4 protein-coding genes are annotated in these 18,354 nt (G+C 67.7%); all 4 read left to right on the top strand.

Going from position 1 to position 18,354, the window contains the following annotated elements:
* Positions 1-28: 28 nt before the first annotated feature.
* The 4 genes from FW760_RS23165 (at position 29) to FW760_RS23150 (ending at position 18,350) form a co-directional block, all read left to right on the top strand.
* Positions 29-1,156 (top strand): hypothetical protein, encoded by a 1,128-nt coding sequence (locus FW760_RS23165; protein WP_446444022.1) that lies wholly within the window; start codon positions 29-31, stop codon positions 1,154-1,156.
* A gap of 148 nt (positions 1,157-1,304) precedes the next feature.
* Entirely contained in the window at positions 1,305-2,540 is a 1,236-nt protein-coding gene (alaC, locus tag FW760_RS23160; protein WP_313326647.1) for an alanine transaminase, read from the top strand.
* Between the two features lie 179 nt (positions 2,541-2,719).
* Positions 2,720-3,094, top strand: coding sequence for a YkgJ family cysteine cluster protein (locus tag FW760_RS23155; RefSeq protein ID WP_043864412.1), 375 nt, complete (start codon positions 2,720-2,722; stop codon positions 3,092-3,094).
* Positions 3,095-3,341: 247 nt separating this feature from the next.
* Positions 3,342-18,350 (top strand): autotransporter-associated beta strand repeat-containing protein, encoded by a 15,009-nt coding sequence (locus FW760_RS23150; RefSeq protein WP_446444021.1) that lies wholly within the window; start codon positions 3,342-3,344, stop codon positions 18,348-18,350.
* Positions 18,351-18,354: the final 4 nt, after the last annotated feature.

Genomic DNA, 18,354 nt, shown 5'->3' with positions numbered 1-18,354 from the left:
GGCTCCCCACCCCAAGGAGCACACCGCCATGAGCATTCTGACCGTTTACTTCTGCGGCACCGGATCGCACCGTTTCGATGACCAGAACCCCAATTTCTGGAACGGCGAACTGGTCGCCACCCTTGCTTCCAACGACCAGAGCCGCGAGTTCGCCAACTGGATCGCCATCGACGGCCCGGGCAGCGGCAACCTGCAGGCCGATGACCTGTTCATCGAAAACAAGGAATACGGCCTCACCGGCACCCTGTTCGGCGCCGGCTGGGAGCAGAACGTGGCCCACGCCCTGCAGGTCATCAAGGGCTCCTGCACCTGGCAGCGCGAAAAACTCACCGAGCAGGACTACAACCGCCTGAAGTCAGCCGGCGTGCCGATCGAGGACGTGAAGAAGGAGGGTTCCTGGTTCTGGCGCCAGTACGACTATGGCGACCGCGGCGTGACCCCGCAGCAACTCCAGGAAGGCATCATCCGCATGCACCGCAAGGACGGCCTGATTCCTGATCAGGTCAATATCGTGGGCTGGAGCCGCGGCGGCATCAGTGCCCACATGCTCGCCAACGCCATGGCCGACGACCCGCAACTGGCCCACGTGCCGGTGAACATCTTTGCCATCGACCCCGTGCCCGGGATCAACAACCTGCAGCCACACCGCCTGCACCTGCGCACCAACGTGAAGGAGTACGTGGGTTTCTTTTCTCGCGACGAGCGCTCCAAGGGCTTCGCCTGCGTCATCCCGTCCACCCATCCCGATACCCGTGTCCACATCTTTCCGCTGCCAGGACGCCACGCCACGCTGGTGGGCAATGCCTCGGCCGATGGCGCCAGTGCCGGCAACGAGCTGCCCGACCCGGGCCTGATCGTGCGCCATTTTGCCGAAACCTGCCTGACCCGCTGGGGCGTGACGCTGCAAAAACGCCTTGAGCTGAGCGAAGGGCAGGTGGCCGACTACCTGGATGCCATGGACCGCGACGATGCCCGCTACAGGGCCATGCGCAAGCACTCCTACACGCTGCTGAGCGAGTCCGAAGGGGAGCATCGGCTGGTCCACCAGGGCGATATGCGCAAGGCTTTCAGCTTCGTGCGCGGGGCCCACATGGCGCCGGAGGAGGGCCTGGATGTGGGGAGCTGGCGCTCGCTGTCGTTCGAGCGTCTGTGCTGACACCCCGGCATCGGTCGCGGCCGCGCTGCGCGGCCCGCGATCGAATCCACTTTACAGGCATTGCCTGCAGGCACTATCTTCTGCCTCGGCCACCGCAGTGGCCAACGTCGCTCGGACGGTTCCGGGCGCTTACGTCCTCGAGGTAACCATGGCTGACCAAGGTTCGCCGCGCCGCTTTGCGCGCATAGATCGTCTCCCCCCCTACGTATTCAACATCACCGCCGAACTCAAGATGGCCGCGCGCCGTCGTGGCGAAGACATCATCGACCTGAGCATGGGCAACCCCGACGGGGCCACGCCGCCGCATATCGTCGAAAAGCTGGTACAGGTCGCCCAGCGCGAAGACACCCACGGCTACTCCACCTCGCGCGGTATCCCGCGCCTGCGCCGGGCCATCTCGCACTGGTACAAGGACCGCTACGACGTCGAGATCGACCCCGAGTCCGAAGCCATTGTCACCATCGGCTCCAAGGAGGGCCTGGCCCACCTGATGCTGGCCACCCTGGACCACGGCGATACCGTGCTGGTGCCCAACCCCAGCTACCCGATCCACATCTACGGCGCGGTGATCGCCGGGGCCCAGGTGCGTTCGGTGCCGCTGGTGCCCGGCGTGGACTTCTTCAACGAGCTGGAGCGGGCGATCCGCGAGTCGATCCCCAAGCCCAAGATGATGATCCTGGGGTTCCCCTCCAACCCCACCGCGCAGTGCGTGGAGCTGGACTTCTTCGAGCGTGTGGTGGCGCTGGCCAAGCAGTACGACGTGCTGGTGATCCACGACCTGGCCTATGCCGACATCGTCTACGACGGCTGGAGGGCCCCGTCGATCATGCAGGTGCCGGGTGCCAAGGACATCGCCGTGGAGTTCTTCACGCTGTCCAAGAGCTACAACATGGCCGGCTGGCGGATCGGCTTCATGGTCGGCAACCCGGAGCTGGTCAACGCCCTGGCGCGAATCAAGAGCTACCACGACTACGGCACCTTCACCCCGTTGCAGGTGGCGGCGATCGCGGCGCTCGAAGGCGACCAGCAGTGCGTGCGCGACATCGCCGAGCAGTACCGCCAGCGGCGCAACGTGCTGGTCAAGGGGCTGCACGAGACCGGCTGGATGGTCGAGAACCCCAAGGCCTCGATGTACGTGTGGGCCAAGATCCCCGAGCAGTACGCGCACCTGGGTTCGCTGGAGTTCGCCAAGAAGCTGCTGGCCGAAGCCAAGGTATGCGTGTCGCCGGGCATCGGCTTTGGCGACTATGGCGATGACCATGTGCGCTTTGCCCTGATCGAGAACCAGGACCGCATTCGCCAGGCGGTGCGCGGCATCCGCCAGATGTTCCGTGCCGATGGCATCGAGGCGCCGAAGGCGGCCAGGGCTTCACGCACGTCGTGATGCACCTCGCCGGCAAGGCCTGCTCCCGTAGGAGCCGGCCTTGCCGGCGAAGGGCGCGACACCGCCTTCCGTCGGCCGCCCATATTTCTTTCACTGCCCCCCTTTTCAACGCCACGCCGAAGCATAGAATGATCGTCGGGTTTCTCCCTCCAACGATACTTCTCCCCCCCTCCCAAATCATGTCCGAAAACAATCCTTGTTTGACTTGCGGTGCCTGCTGCGCGTATTTCCGTGTGTCCTTTTTCTGGGGTGAATGCACCTCGGCCGGGGGTGTCGTGCCTGATGAACTGGTGGTGCAGATCAACCCGACCCGGGTGGCGATGATCGGCACCGACGCCAAGCCGTGTCGCTGCATAGGGCTTGAAGGCGAGATCGGCAAGAGCGTCAGCTGTTCGCTCTATGCCCAGCGCTCCAGCCCCTGCCGCGAGTTCGATGCCGCCTGGGTCAATGGCCAGCCCAACGACGACTGCAACGCGGCGCGGGCCGCCCACGGCCTGCCCCCTCTGGAAGCCAACGAGCCGTTCTGGCCCGCCGAAGACCCGGAGGTGGCCTGACCGTTCGTCGGTTGGCTGACGCTGTAAGTTTGACGAGGCCCTGTATTCACGGGGCCCATTGCCAAAGTATTAACACCATTTGACGTAACGCCTTTGCGCAAGGGCTCCGGGAAAGCGGCTACATATTCCAGCACTGGAATCGTAGTCGCCAAGGTCAGGCATTTCGACGTTAGTGTGTGTAGTTTCCACGGCGTACCCGTCGCACGCATTCAAGGAACGAACTGCCTGATCCACGAAGGAGTCGCCCGTGGACAGACGTGCCGTCAAGCTTGCCCCCACCCGTGTTCGCCCCTTGTCGCTGGCCGTGAGCCTGGCCACCGCGGGAATCGCTTTCGGCCTGTTCAGTGCAACGGCCAGTGCCGCCTGTACCCCGCTGATCCCCGGTGCGGGCGCGACGGTCACCTGCACCCCGGGGTTGAACGGCAACGTCAGTTCCTCCGCCAACAACCTGACCCTTAACCTGAGCAATGGCTCGCAGATCAACGCGCCGTTGCTCGGCACGGCAGTCAACCTGAGCGGCAATAACGTCACCCTGAACAACTCGGGCACCATCGACCCCGCATTCCTCGGGATCCTGAGCGGGCTCAGCTCCGGGATCAAGGTCGGCAACTCGGCGGCCAGCACGGTCAGCATCACCAACTTCAGCGGTGGCGTGATCAAGGGCACCACCGGTGTGCTCAGTGCCAGCCTGCTCAACCTCAACGGCCTGGCCCTGAGCGTGCAGAACGGCAACGGTGGCGTTACCACGCTGGTCAACGACGGCACCATCGGTTCATCGAACATTGTCGGCGTCAGCGTGCTGGCCCCAGACGCCCCGGTGGTGGCGGTGTATGGCGGCGGCAGCGTGAACATGACCAACACCGGCACCATCATCGGTCGCGTGGCGTTCCAGGCATCGGGCACTGCCACCGGCAATACCTTCACCAACAGTGGCGCGATCAGTGGCGGCGTGTCGATGGGGGCGAACTCCACCAACCGCTTCAACGCAATCACCGGTTCCAGTGTCAGTAGCGGGGGAGGTGTAGGCGTCGACCTGGGCATCGCCGGCATCAACCTGCTGTATGCGCCTAGCGGCAAGGTCGACGGCGGTGCCGGCGGCAGCAACACCCTGGCCCTGCAGAACGCCATCGGCGGGGGCACCGGTACCGGCGGCACGGGCACGCTTTCGGCCAGCAACTACATCAACTTCAACAACCTGCTCGTGCAGAGCGGCACCTGGACACTCTCCGGCGCGTTGCTCGGGGTCACCAGCACCAGCCTCAACGGCGGCTCGCTGGTGTTCGACGACGCCTCGACCTTCGGCACCGGCACCATCGCGGCCAACGGTGGCGCGCTGGGTGCGGGCGCGGCCAACCTGTCGCTGGCCAACGCCGTCACCCTCGGTGCCGGCGGGCTCGGCATCATCGGCGACAACAACCTGACCCTCACCGGCATCGTCAGCGGTAGCGGCGCCTTGACCAAGACAGGCGCCGGCACCCTGGGCCTGAGCGGGGCCAATACCTATACCGGCGGCACCTTCCTCAATGCTGGCGTACTGTCGCTCGCCAACGCCGCGGCCCTGGGCACCGGCAGCCTGAGCGTTACCGGGGCCGGCAGCCTGCAGGGCTCGGTACCGCTGGTGCTGAGCAACGCCGTGCAGCTGTCGGCAGCGCTGAGCCTGCCCGGCAGCAATGCGCTGACCCTGGGCGGTGTGGTCAGCGGCACCGGTTCGCTGAACAAGACCGGCAGCGGCGACCTGACCCTGGCCGCCAGCAACACCTACAGCGGCGGTACCACGCTGGGCGCCGGCAAGCTGATTCTCGGCAATGCCGCCGCGCTGGGGGGCGGTGCATTGACTGCGGCCGCCGGCACCAGCCTGGACACCAGCAGTGCGATGACCCTGGCCAACGCCATCAACCTGGGCGGTGCGCTGACCCTCACCGGCAGCAACAACCTGACCCTAGGCGGCGTCATCGGCGGCAACGGCAGCCTGGTCAAGAACGGCACCACCAACCTCAACCTCACGGGCACCAACACCTTCACCGGCGGCCTGCTGCTCAACGGCGGCAGCCTGACCGTAGGCAACGGTGCGGCGCTGGGTACCGGCGCGCTGACCCTGGGCGCCAATGCCAGCCTGGACGCCAGCAGCGCAGTCAACCTCAACAACGCCGTGGTGCTCGGCGCCAACACGCTGAGCCTGCTGGGCACCAGCGCGACCACCCTGGGGGGCGGGGTCAGCGGTACGGGCGGGCTGATCAAGAGCGGTGCGGCCGACCTCACCCTGGGCGCGGCCAATACCTTCGGCGGCGGGGTGCAGTTGCAGGCCGGCAAGCTGATCGTCGGCAACAATGCGGCGCTGGGTACCGGCACGCTGGCCGTGGCCGATGGCACCACGCTGGACAGCACCAGCTCGGTTGCCCTGGCCAATGCCATCGGCCTGGGCGGCAACCTGACCCTGGCCGGCAGCAATGCCCTCACGCTCGGCGGCGTGGTGTCGGGCAGCGGCGGGCTGGTCAAGAACGGCGCCGCGTTGCTCACGCTCAACGGCAACAACAGCTTCCAGGGCGGTGTGACGCTCAATGCCGGCGGCCTGATGGTGGGCGCGGCCAACGCCCTGGGCAGCGGCGCCCTGAACACCACGGGCACCGCCAGCCTGGATGCGAGCGTGGCACTCAGCCTGGCCAACGCGGTCAACCTTGGCGCCGACCTGACCGTCGGCGGCACGGCCAATCTTGGCCTGGGCGGCCCGATCAGTGGCGCGGGCGGCGTGATCAAGAACGGCGCGGCCGACCTGACCCTTGCCGGCAACAACACCTACGTGGGCAATACCCGGCTCAACGCCGGCAAGCTGGTGCTCGGCAGCAGCACGGCGCTGGGGCAGGGCGCACTGATCGCGGCGGACGGTACCCGCCTTGACGCCGCCCCGGGCGTGACCCTGGGCAACGCCCTCACGCTCAACGGCGCGCTGACCCTCGACGGCAGCAACGACCTGGCCTTGCAAGGCCTGATCAGCGGCAATGGCAGCCTGATCAAGAACGGCACCACCAACCTGACCCTCAGCGGCAACAACACCTTCCTCGGCGGTACCACCCTGAACGCCGGTACCCTGACCCTGGCCAGTGCCGCAGCGCTGGGCACCGGCGCCCTGACTGTCGGCGGCGCGGCGAGCCTTGCCAACAGTTCACCGCTGGTACTGGCCAATGCCGTGGTCCTCAATGGCGTGCTGACCCTGCCGGGCACCAGCAACCTGACCCTGAACGGCGTCATCAGCGGCGCCTCGGGCCTGAGCAAGAACGGCGCGGCCAACCTGACGCTGGGCGCTGCCAATACCTTCGGTGGCGGCGTGGCGCTCAATGCCGGCACGCTGATCCTGGGCAACAGCACCGCACTGGGCACCGGTACGCTGGCTGCTGCCGGCAACACCTCGCTGGACGCCACCAAAGCCCTGACGGTGGGCAATGCCGTGACCCTGGCCGGCAACCTCAACCTGCTGGGCAGCAACACCCTCAACCTCGGCGGCGTGATCAGCGGCGCAGGCGGCCTGACCAAGGCCGGCGGTGCCGACCTGACCCTGAGCGGCGCCAACACCTTCAGCGGCGCCACCAACCTGAACGCCGGCAAATTGATCGTCGGCAGCAACACCGCGCTGGGCACCGGCGTGCTGAACGCAGCCGGCAACACCCAACTGGAGGCCAGCACGGCGGTCAGCCTGGCCAACCTGGTCAACCTGGCCGGCAACCTGGGCATCGGCGGGGCCGCGAACCTGACGCTCAACGGCGTGGTGGGCGGCACCGGCAGCCTGACCAAGACGGGCACGGCCACCCTCGGCCTGAACGCGGCCAATACCTATCAAGGCGGTACCAACCTCAATGGCGGCGGCCTCAGCCTGGGCAACAACCAGGCACTGGGCAGCGGCGCACTGAACGTGGGCGGCGCTGCCACGCTCGACAACAGCGTGGCGCTCAACCTGGCCAACCAGGTGAACCTGAACGCCAACCTGAGCGTTGTCGGCAGCAATGACCTGACCCTGGGCGGTGTGATCGCCGGGGCCGGCCAACTGATCAAGAATGGTGCCGCCACCCTGACCCTCAATGGCCTCAACACCTTCACCGGCGGGACCTTGCTCAATGCCGGCGCGCTGGTGCTGGGCAATGCCTCGGCGCTGGGCAATGGCGCACTGAACGTGACCGGTGCGGCCAGCCTCGACAACAGCGCCAGCTTCGCCTTGGCCAACGCGATCAACCTGGGTGCCAACCTGACCCTGGCCGGCAGCAACGACCTGACCCTGGGCGGCGTGATCAGCGGCGCCGCCGGGCTGGTCAAGAACGGGGCGAGCAACCTGACCCTCAATGGCGTCAACACCTTCCAGGGCGGCACCGTGCTCAATGCCGGCGGCCTGACCCTGGGCAATGCCAATGCCCTGGGCACCGGCGCGTTGACCGTGGCCGGCAACGCCAGCCTGGACAACAGCGCCAGCTTCGCACTGGGCAACAACCTGATACTCAATGCCGACCTGAGCCTGGCGGGCAACAACGACCTGAGCCTGGGCGGGGTGATCAGCGGCACCGGTGGCCTGATCAAGAATGGCCTGGCCGACCTGACCCTGAGTGGCAACAACACTTTCAGCGGCGCGGTCAACGTGCTCAATGGCAGCCTCACCACGGTCGGTGCCGGCGCACTGGGCAATGCCTCGGCGGTGAACGTGGGGCTGGGCGCCAGCCTCAACCTGGGTAACAGCAGCAGCCTTGCCAGCCTCACCGGCAGCGGCAGCGTGAACCTGGGGGCCGGTACCAACCTGAGCGTGGGCGCGGGGGATGCCAGCAGCGTATTCACAGGCGGCCTGGCCGGGGCCGGTGGCCTGATCAAGGTCGGCGGCGGCAGCCTGGAACTGGCCGGCAACAACGGCCTGCTCACTGGCACCACCCAGGTCAATGGCGGCACCCTGAACGTCACCGGTTCGCTGGGCAGCAACCTGGTGCAGGTCAATACCGGCGCCACTCTCACCAGTACTGGCACCGGCAGCGTGCTGGGCGCGGTGACCATCGCCGATGGCGGCCACCTGGCGGCCAACAGCGGCAGCAGCCTGACCCTGGGCTCGCTGGTGCTCAACGCCAACTCCAACCTGGACGTGGGCCTTGGTTCGCCGGCTACCGGCGGCAATGCGCTGATCAAGGTCAACGGCAACCTGACCCTGGACGGCACCCTCAATGTCAGCGACATCGGCGGCTTTGGCACCGGTATCTACAGCCTGATCAACTACACCGGCCAGCTCACCGACAACGGCCTGGTGATCGGCAGCATTCCCGGCAGCGTGCAGCTGGGCGACCTGCAGGTACAGACCTCGATCGGCAGCCAGGTCAACCTGCTGGTCGGTGGCGCCAATGGCAGCGTGTTGTTCTGGGACGGCACCGGCCTGGTCGGCAACGGCGTGATCCAGGGCGGCAACGGCACCTGGGATGCCCTGAGTACCAACTGGACCACGGTCAACGGCACCGGCAACCGTGACTGGAGCAGCAACTTCGCGGTATTCCAGGGCGCCGCAGGCGACGTGCTGGTCAATGGCGCGCAGTCGATCACCGGCCTGCAGTTCGTCACCGATGGCTACCGCCTGCTCGATGGCGTGACCGGCCAGCTGAACCTGGTCAATGGCAGCAATGGCGCCACCACGGTGCGTGTCGATCCGGGTGTGACCGCCACGGTTGGTGTCGCCCTGGGCGGCAGCGGCCTGCTGAGCAAGGTCGACAGCGGCACGCTGGTGCTAAACGCCAGCAACAGCTACAGCGGCGGCACCGCCCTCAATGGCGGCACCCTGGTGGTGGGCAACAACCTGGCGCTGGGCAGCGGTGCGCTGACTGCCGCCAACGGCACCACGCTGGACAGCAACGCCAGCATCGCCCTGGGCAACAGCGTCAACCTGCTCGGCGGCCTGACGGTGGCCGGCAGCAACGATCTGGCCCTGAACGGCAGCATCAACGGCGCCGGCAACCTGACCAAGAACGGCGCTGCCACGCTCACCCTGGGCGGCGCCAACAGCTACACCGGCGGCACCACCCTGGCCGCTGGCCGGCTGCTGCTGGGCAATGACCTGGCCCTGGGCACAGGCGCGCTGCACGTGACCGCTGCCAGCAGCCTGGCAGGCACTACCACGACCAACCTGGCCAACGCCATCGACCTGGGCGCCAACCTGACCCTCGACGGCCTCAACGCCATGACCCTCAACGGCATCGTCAGCGGCAGCGGTGCCCTGAACAAGACCGGCACGGGCAACCTGACCCTCAATGGTGCCAACACCTACCAGGGCGGCACCAGCGTCGGCGGCGGCACCCTCACCCTGGGCAATGGTGCGGCACTGGGCAGTGGTGCGCTGAACGTCACCGGCGCGTCCAGCCTGGCGACCAGCACCCCGCTGAGCCTGGCCAACGCGATCAACCTGGGCGCCGACCTGACCCTGCCGGGCACCAGCAACCTGGTGCTCAATGGCGTGATCGGCGGCAGCAGCGGGCTGGTCAAGAACGGTTCGGCCAGCCTGACCCTCAATGGCAACAACACCTATCAGGGCAGTACCAGCCTCGCCGGCGGCACCCTGATCGTCGGCAGCAACACCGCACTGGGCACCAGCACGCTCACTGCACAGGCCGGCACGTCACTGGACGCCAGCAGCGCCGTGACCCTGGGCAATGCCATCGGCCTGCTCGGCGGCCTGACGGTGGTCGGCAGCAACGACCTGACCCTTGCCGGCAACCTCACCGGCAGCGGCGGGCTGAGCAAGAATGGTGGCGCGACGCTTACCCTGTCGGGCAGCAACACCCACCTGGGCAACACCTTGCTCAATGGCGGCCGCCTGGTCCTGGGCAGTGACCAGGCGCTGGGCCTGGGTAACCTGGTGGCAGCAGGCGGCACCACGCTGGACAGCAGCCTGGATGTCACCGTGCTCAACGCCGTATCGCTGGCCGGCAACCTGACCGTTGGCGGCACCCACGACATCACCCTGGGCGGCCAGGTCAACGGTGCCGGCAGCCTCACCAAGAATGGCGCGGGCAACCTGACCCTGACCGGTGCCAACGCCTGGCAGGGCGGCACCACCCTGAACGCCGGCACCCTTACCGTGGGCAATGCGCTGGCGCTGGGCAACGGCAGCCTCAGCGTGGGCGGGGCGTCCACCCTGGCCAGCAGCGCTGCGGTGAACCTGGCCAACGCGGTCAACCTGGGCGCCAACCTGACGGTCGCCGGCAACACCGACCTGGGTCTGACGGGCGTGGTCAGCGGCACTGGCGGGCTGATCAAGACCGGTGGCGGCAACCTCGCCCTCACCGGTGCCAACACCTACAGCGGCGGCACCACCCTGAATGCCGGCACCCTCACCGTAGGCAACGCCACCGCACTGGGCAGCGGCGCGCTGACGGTCGGCGGCGCCTCCACCCTGGCCAGCAACACCGCCCTGAACCTGGGCAACGCCATCGGCCTGAATGCCGACCTGACCGTCGCCAACAGCGCCGGCCTGACCCTGGGCGGCGACATCAGCGGTGCGGGCGGCCTGATCAAGACCGGCACCGGGGTGCTGACCCTGGGCGGCAACAATACCTACCAGGGCGGTACCGCGCTCAATGCCGGCGGCTTGCTGCTGACCTCGGCCACGGCGCTGGGCAGTGGCACCCTGACCGCCGCCGGCGCCACCACGCTGGACACCAGCACCGCGCTGACCCTGGACAATGCCCTGGTACTGACCGGCAACCTGACCCTGCTCGGCGCGCAGAACCTGGCCCTGACGGGCGCGATCAGCGGCGCGGGCGGCCTGGTCAAGACCGGCGCCAGCGACCTGACCCTGAGCGGCGCCAACACCTACAGCGGCGACACCCTGCTGGGCGCCGGCCGCTTGATCGTGGGCAGCGACAGCGCACTGGGCGTCGGTACCCTGCGCACCAGCAACAACACCATCCTCGATGCCAGCACGGCGGTGACGCTGGGCAATGCGCTGAACATCGTCGGCAACCTGAACGTCGGCGGCAGCAACGACCTGACCCTGAACGGCGTGATCGACGGCCCCGGCGACCTGACCAAGAACGGCGCTGCGACCCTCACCCTCAACGGCAGCAACACCTACAGCGGCGAGACCATCCTCACCGCCGGCACCCTGGTGCTGGGCAATAACAATGCGCTGGGCACCGGGGTGCTGTCGGTCACCGGCAACTCGACCCTGAGCAGCGGCAACAGCGCCGTGGTGGTGAACAACGGCATCGGCCTCAATGCCAACCTCACCGTCAACGGCAGCAACGACTTCGGCCTGGGCGGCGTGATCAGCGGCAACGGCCAACTGATCAAGACCGGTAGCGGCAACCTGACCCTGAGCGGCACCAACACCTACTCCGGTGGTACCAGCCTGGGCGGCGGCACCCTGACCGTCACCAATGGCGCTGCGCTGGGCAGCGGCGCACTGAGCGCGACGGGCACCAGCACCCTGGGCAATACCCAGGCTGTCACGCTGCTGAATGCCATCGCGGTCAATGGCGACCTGACCCTGGACACGGCCGCCAACCTGACCCTGGGTGGGGTTATCAGTGGCTCGGGCAACCTGATCAAGAGCGGCGTCCAGGAACTGGTGGTGTTCGGCAACAACACCTTCAGCGGCACACTCGATATCACCCAGGGCATGCTGACCACCTTGAATAGCAACGCCCTGGGCAATGTCGCCAGTGTCAACCTGGGCAGCGGCACCGACCTGAACCTGAACGGCAACACCAGCATCGGTGCACTCACCGGCAGCGGCACCACCAATATCGGCCTGGGCAGCACGCTGAGCCTGGGCAGTACCAACCTGGACAGCGTCTTCGCCGGTGCCCTGGTCGGCAGCGGCGGCTTGAACAAGGTCGGCACCGGCGTGCTGGAACTTGCCGGCATCAGCAACCTGGGCGGCGCCAGCCAGGTCAGCGGCGGTACCTTGAACGTGTCGGGCGCCCTGAACGGGGGGAACCTGACGGTCAATTCCGGCGCGACCCTGACCGGCAGCGGCAGCGTGGGCGGGCTGACCACCATCGTTAACGGCGGCCACCTGGCCGGCACCAGCGGCACCCAGCTCAGCTTCGGCTCGCTGGCGCTGGCGCCAAACGCCAGCATCGACGTCGCACTCGGCTCGCCCGTCACCGGCGGTACCTCGTTGTTCAGTGTTGCCGGCAACCTGACCCTGGGTGGCACGCTCAACATCACCGATGACGGCGGCTTCGGCAATGGTATCTATCGCCTGTTCGATTACGGCTCGCTGACCAACAACGGGTTGGTGCTGGGCAGCCTGCCGGGCAGCGTCACGCCCGGCGAGCTGCAACTGCAAACCGCGATTACCGGCCAGGTCAACGTGCTGGTCAACTCGCCCAACCTGATCGTGCAGTTCTGGGATGGGGCGGGCACTGTCCCCGATGGCGTGGTGCAGGGCGGCAGCGGCACCTGGAACAGCACCACCACCAACTGGACCGACCTCAACGGCACCGTCAACGACGTCTGGCAGGGGCAGTTCGCGGTGTTCCAGGGCGCTGCGGGCGGCGTGGTCACGGTCGAAGGTGGCCAGGCCGTCAATGCCCTGCAGTTCATCACCGACGGCTACCAGCTGGTCGCCGGCAGCGGCGGGGTGCTCAACGCCGTCAACGGCAACAGTGGCAGCTTTGCGGTACGTGTCGACCCGAACGTGACCGCCACCCTGGGCCTGCCGGTCAATGGCAGCGCGACCCTGGCCAAGCTCGACAGCGGCACGCTGGTGCTCAACGGCGCCAACGGCTACACCGGCGGCACGCAGCTCAATGGCGGCACCCTGGTGGTCGGCAATGACGGCGCGCTGGGCAGTGGCACGCTGACTGCGGCCAATGGCACCACCCTGGACAGCAACAAGGCGGTGAGCCTGGCCAACACCATTGGCCTGCTCGGCCAACTGAGCATTGCCGGCAGCAACGCACTGACGCTGGACGGTGATATCAGCGGCAACGGCGGCCTGCTCAAGGCGGGCGGCGCCAGCCTGACGCTCAACGGCGACAACAGCTACACCGGCCCTACCGCCCTGAATGCCGGCACGCTGGTACTGGGCAGTGACACCGCACTGGGCGTCGGCGCCCTCAACGCGGCCGCGGGCACGCAATTGGACAGCAGCAGCGCGCTGGCGCTGGCCAACACCTTCAACCTGAGCGGCAACCTGACGCTGCTCGGCAGCAACGACCTGACCCTCAATGGCCTGGTCAACGGCGCCGGCAGCCTCACCAAGCAGGGCAGCGGCAGCCTCACGCTCAACGGTGCCAACGGTTTCACGGGCGGTACCGTACTGCAGAGCGGCACCCTGAATGTCGGCAACGCCGGGGCGCTGGGCAGTGGTGCGCTCACCGTCAGTGGCGCCTCCAGCCTGGTCAATGGCAGTGCGCTGTCACTGGCCAATGCCATCGTGCTCAACGCCGGCCTGACCCTGCCGGGCAGCAACAACCTCACCCTGGGCGGTGTCATCAGTGGCACGGGCAGCCTGAACCACACCGGCAGCGGCGGCCTGACCCTCACCGGGGTGAACACCTACAGCGGCGGCACCCAGCTGGGTGCCGGCAACCTGACCCTGGGCAACGGCTCGGCGCTGGGCAGCGGTGCACTGAGCGTCAGCGGCACCTCCACCCTGACCACCACCAGCGCCATGACCCTGGCCAACGCGGTGGATGTGGGCGGCACGCTCAACGTGGCGGGCACCAACAACCTGACCCTGGCCGGCGTGCTCAGCGGTGCGGGCACCCTGAACAAGAACGGTGCGGCCAACCTCACCCTCAGCGGCAACAACAGCTTCAGCGGCATCCTCAACATTCTCTCCGGCAGCCTCAGCACGGTGGGCAGCGGTGCACTCGGCAACCCGGCCGAGCTCAACCTGGGCAACGGCGCCAGCCTCAACCTGGGCGGCACCACCAACCTGGGCGAGCTCAGCGGCAGCGGCACCGTGAACGTGGGCGCCGGTACCGGCCTGCAAGTGGGCGAGGGCACGTTCGGCGGGGTGCTCAGCGGCACCGGTACGCTGGACAAGACCGGCACCGGCACGCTGACCCTGGGCGGTGGCAATACCCTGAGCGGGGCCACCACCGTCAGCGGCGGCAGCCTCATCGTCAATGGCAGCCTGGCCAGCAGTACCGTCACGGTGAACAGCGGCAGCACCCTGGGCGGCACCGGCAGCCTCGGCGGCGCGCTGACCGTCGCCGACGGCGGGCACTTGTCGCTGCGCAGCGGCGATACCCTGAGCGTCGGCTCGCTGGTACTGGGCGCGGACGCCAACCTGGATGCGGCCCTGGGCGCCCCTGTGGTGGGTACCCCGGCGCTGATCAATGTGGGCGGCAACCTGACCCTGGACGGCAAGCTCAATGTCACCGACCTGGGCGGGTTCGGTGCGGGCGTGTATCGCCTGATCGACTACAGCGGCGCGCTGACCAACAACGGCCTGGCCATCGGCAGCGTGCCCAATGGGGTCATCGCGGGCGATCTGGATGTGCAGACCGCCGTCAACAACCAGGTCAACCTGGTGGTGGGCGGCAGCAACAACAATGTGCTGTTCTGGGACGGCAGCCAGACTGTCGGCAATGGATCGGTCGACGGCGGCGCCGGTGTCTGGAGCGTTGGCGGCACCAACTGGACCGATGCCAACGGAGCGCTCAACCAGGCCTGGAACGGCACCTTCGCGGTGTTCCAGGGCACGGGTGGCGCGGTGACCGTCGATGGTGTGCAGACCGTCAACGGCCTGCAGTTCCTCGACAATGGCTACGTGCTGAGCGGTGACGCGCTGAACCTCACCAACGGTGCCCAGGGCACCGGCAACGTGCGTATCGGCAACGGCGTGAGCGCCACGCTGAACGTGGACATCAACGGCAGCGGCACCCTGGCCAAGCTCGAAGGTGGCACCCTGGTGCTCAACGGCAACAACGGCTATACCGGCGGCACCCAGCTCAACGGCGGCACGTTGGTGGTGGGCAGCAACACCGCCCTGGGCAGCGGCGCGCTGACGGCTGCCGACGGCACCACGCTGGATGCCAACCAGGCTGTGACCCTGGGCAACGCCGTGACGCTCGGCGGTGCGCTGACCATCGCGGGCAGCAATGACCTTGATCTCACCAACCTCGTCAGCGGCAGCGGCAGCCTGGTGAAGAACGGTACGGCCGACCTGACCCTGGCCGGCGCCAACACCTACCAGGGCGGCACGCGCCTCAATGCCGGCAGCCTGACCCTGGGCGACAACGCTGCACTGGGCAGCGGCGCGCTTACGGTGGGTGGCACTGCGCAGCTGGACGGCACGCTTGACCTGCAACTGGGCAACGCCGTCAGCCTGGCCTCGCAACTGACCCTGGGCGGCAGCCACGACCTGACCCTGAACGGGGTGATCAGCGGCAACGGCAGCCTGGTGAAAAACGGCAATGGCGCACTGCTGCTGAACGGTGCCAACACCTACAGCGGCGGCAGCACCTTCAACGCCGGCAGCGTGCAGGGCAATACCAGCAGCCTGCAGGGCGCGATCCTCAACAACGCTGCGCTGACCTTCGAACAGGCCAGCAACGGTACCTACACCGGCAACCTCACCGGCAGCGGCACGTTGATCAAGAACGGCAGCGGGCAACTGCTGATGACCGGCAACAGCGGCTTCACCGGCGCCACCACGGTCAACGCCGGCAGCCTGCTGGTCAACGGCAGCCTGGCCAGTGCCACGGTGCAGGTCAACAACGGCGCGACCCTGGGCGGCAGCGGCAACTACGCCGGCACGGTCAACCTGGCCAGCGGTGCGACCCTGGCGGCGGGCAGCGGCGCCACGCCACTCAAGGTCGGTGCGCTCAACCTGGATGCCGGCAGCAATGTCGACCTGGCGCTCGGGCAGGCATCGGCCTCGACCACCGTGGTCAAGGTGGCGGGCGACCTGACCCTTGATGGCACGCTCAACATCAGCAACGCCGGTGGCTTCGGCAGCGGCGTTTACCAGCTGTTCAGCTACGGTGGCAACTTGACCGACAACGGCCTGCTGTTCGGCCTGCTGCCAGGCGGCACCTTGCCAGGCCAACTGACCCTGCAGACGGCCATCGCCCAGCAGATCAACCTGGTGGTGCAGGGCGCCGGTGGTGCACTGCAGTTCTGGAACGGCGGCAAGACCAATGCCGACGGCACCATCGGTGGCGGCAGCGGTACCTGGGGCAACGGCACCAACTGGACCGACGTCAACGGCAACCTGAGCGAATCCTGGGATGCGCAGTTCGGCGTGTTCGGTGGCCAGGCGGGGACCGTCACCGTGGCCGGCAACCAGTCCTTCACCGGCCTGCAGTTCCTCAGCGGCGGCTACCAGTTGGTGGCCGGCAGCGGCGGCAGCCTGACACCGGTCAATGCAGCCAATGGCGACCTGGCCGCCGTGCGCGTGAACACCGGCGACAGCACGCAGATCTCGGCGCCGCTGGTGGGCGCGGGCGGTATCGAAAAACTCGACGCAGGCACGCTGATCCTGAGCGGCGCCAACACCTACACCGGCGGCACCAGGGTCAGCGGCGGTACGCTGGTGGGCAACACCACCAGCCTGCAAGGCAACATCGTCGACAACGCCAGCCTGGTGTTCCAGCAGGACACCGACGGCCGCTTCAACGGTGTGCTCAGCGGCACCGGCAACACCGTCAAGCAGGGTAGTGGCAGCCTGCTGCTGACCGGCAACCAGCCGTTCAGCGGCAACCTGGCGGTCAACCAGGGCCTGCTGCTGGTGGGCAATGCGGCCAACCCGGGCACGGTGCTAGGGGCCAAGGTCACGGTGGGGGCCGGTGCCGCACTGAGCGGCGACGGCAGCGTGGGCTCGCTGGTCAACAACGGTGTGGTGCAGCCTGACCCGGCCAGTGGGCTCAAGGTCGGCGGCAACTTCACCAACGCCCCGGGCGGCACCCTGCAGGTGGTGGTCGGCAACCCCGCCAGCAGCGGCCTGACCGTGGGCGGCACGGCCAACCTGGGCGGCAGCCTGGTGGTGCTGAACTCGGCACCGGCCTCGGGCAACGCGCAGTACACCGTGGTGACTGCCGGCGGCGGGGTGAACGGCACCTTCACCACCGTGCAGTTGCCGGATACGCCGTTCTACGACACCACGCTCAACTACGGCAGCAACCAGGTCGGCGTCACCATCAGCCGCAACGGCACCAGCCTCGGCGATGTGGCTTCGACCCCCAACCAGCAGGCCGTGGCCGGCGCACTGGGCAGCAGCGGGGCACCGGCGGCGGTACTGGGCGCGGTCATGGCGCAGAACCGTGGTGGCGTTCAGGCGGCGCTGGACAGCCTGTCGGGCGAGATCCATGCCAGTACCGCCAGTGCGCTGATCGAAGACTCGCGCTACGTGCGCGAAGCGGTCAACGACCGCCTGCGCCAGCCAGGCTGCATGCGCGAGGAGGATCCGCGTCGGGCCCTGGCACCGAACGCCAACCAGCTCACCAGCGACGGTTGCCACGACGAGGCCGTGGGCTGGGCGCAGGCACTGGGCACCTGGGGCAAGATGGACGGCAACAGCAACAGCGCCAGTATCGACCGCAACGTGCAGGGCTTCCTGCTCGGGGTGGACCGCAGCCTGAACAGCGACTGGCGCGTGGGCGTGGCCGCCGGCTATACCCGCAGCGACCTGGATGCCAGCGGCCGCCGTTCCGATGCGAGCATCGACAGCTACCACCTGGCCACCTACCTGGGCTACCAGCTCGATGCCTTCTCGGCCCGCGTGGGTGCGGCGTACAGCTGGCACGACATCGAGAGCAAGCGTGACGTCGCCATCGGCAGCTACGACGACCGCCTCAAGGCCAAGTACAAGGCGCGCACCGCGCAGGTGTTCGGCGAGGTGAGCTACGCCATCGAGGCAGGCGGCGTGGCGCTGGAACCGTTCGCGGGCCTGGCCTACGTCAACTACGACAGCGACACTGCACGCGAGAAGGGCGGCGCGGCGCGGCTCAAGGCCAGTGCCGACCAGGACATCACCTTCTCCACCGTGGGCCTGCGGGCGGGCAAGGCGTTCAAGCTGGCCAACGGCAGCACCCTGACCCCGCGTGGCAGCCTGGGCTGGCGGCATGCCTACGGCGACACCAAGCCCGATGCCGACCTGCGCTTCATCGAGGGCGGCGCCGGCTTCACCACCCAGGGCGTGCCGATCGCCCGCGATGCGGCGGTGGTCGAGGCGGGGCTGGACCTGTCGATCGGGCAGGCCGGCAAACTGGGCCTGGGCTATTCGGGGCAGCTGTCCAGCGACACCCGCGACCATGCGGTAACGTTGAGTTTCAGCATGGGGTTCTAGGCGG

It is taken from the genome of Pseudomonas sp. 1176_21, from assembly GCF_052850635.1.
The sequence above is the reverse complement of the archived record's forward strand: the minus strand, read 5'-3'. Positions and strand labels throughout refer to the sequence as shown.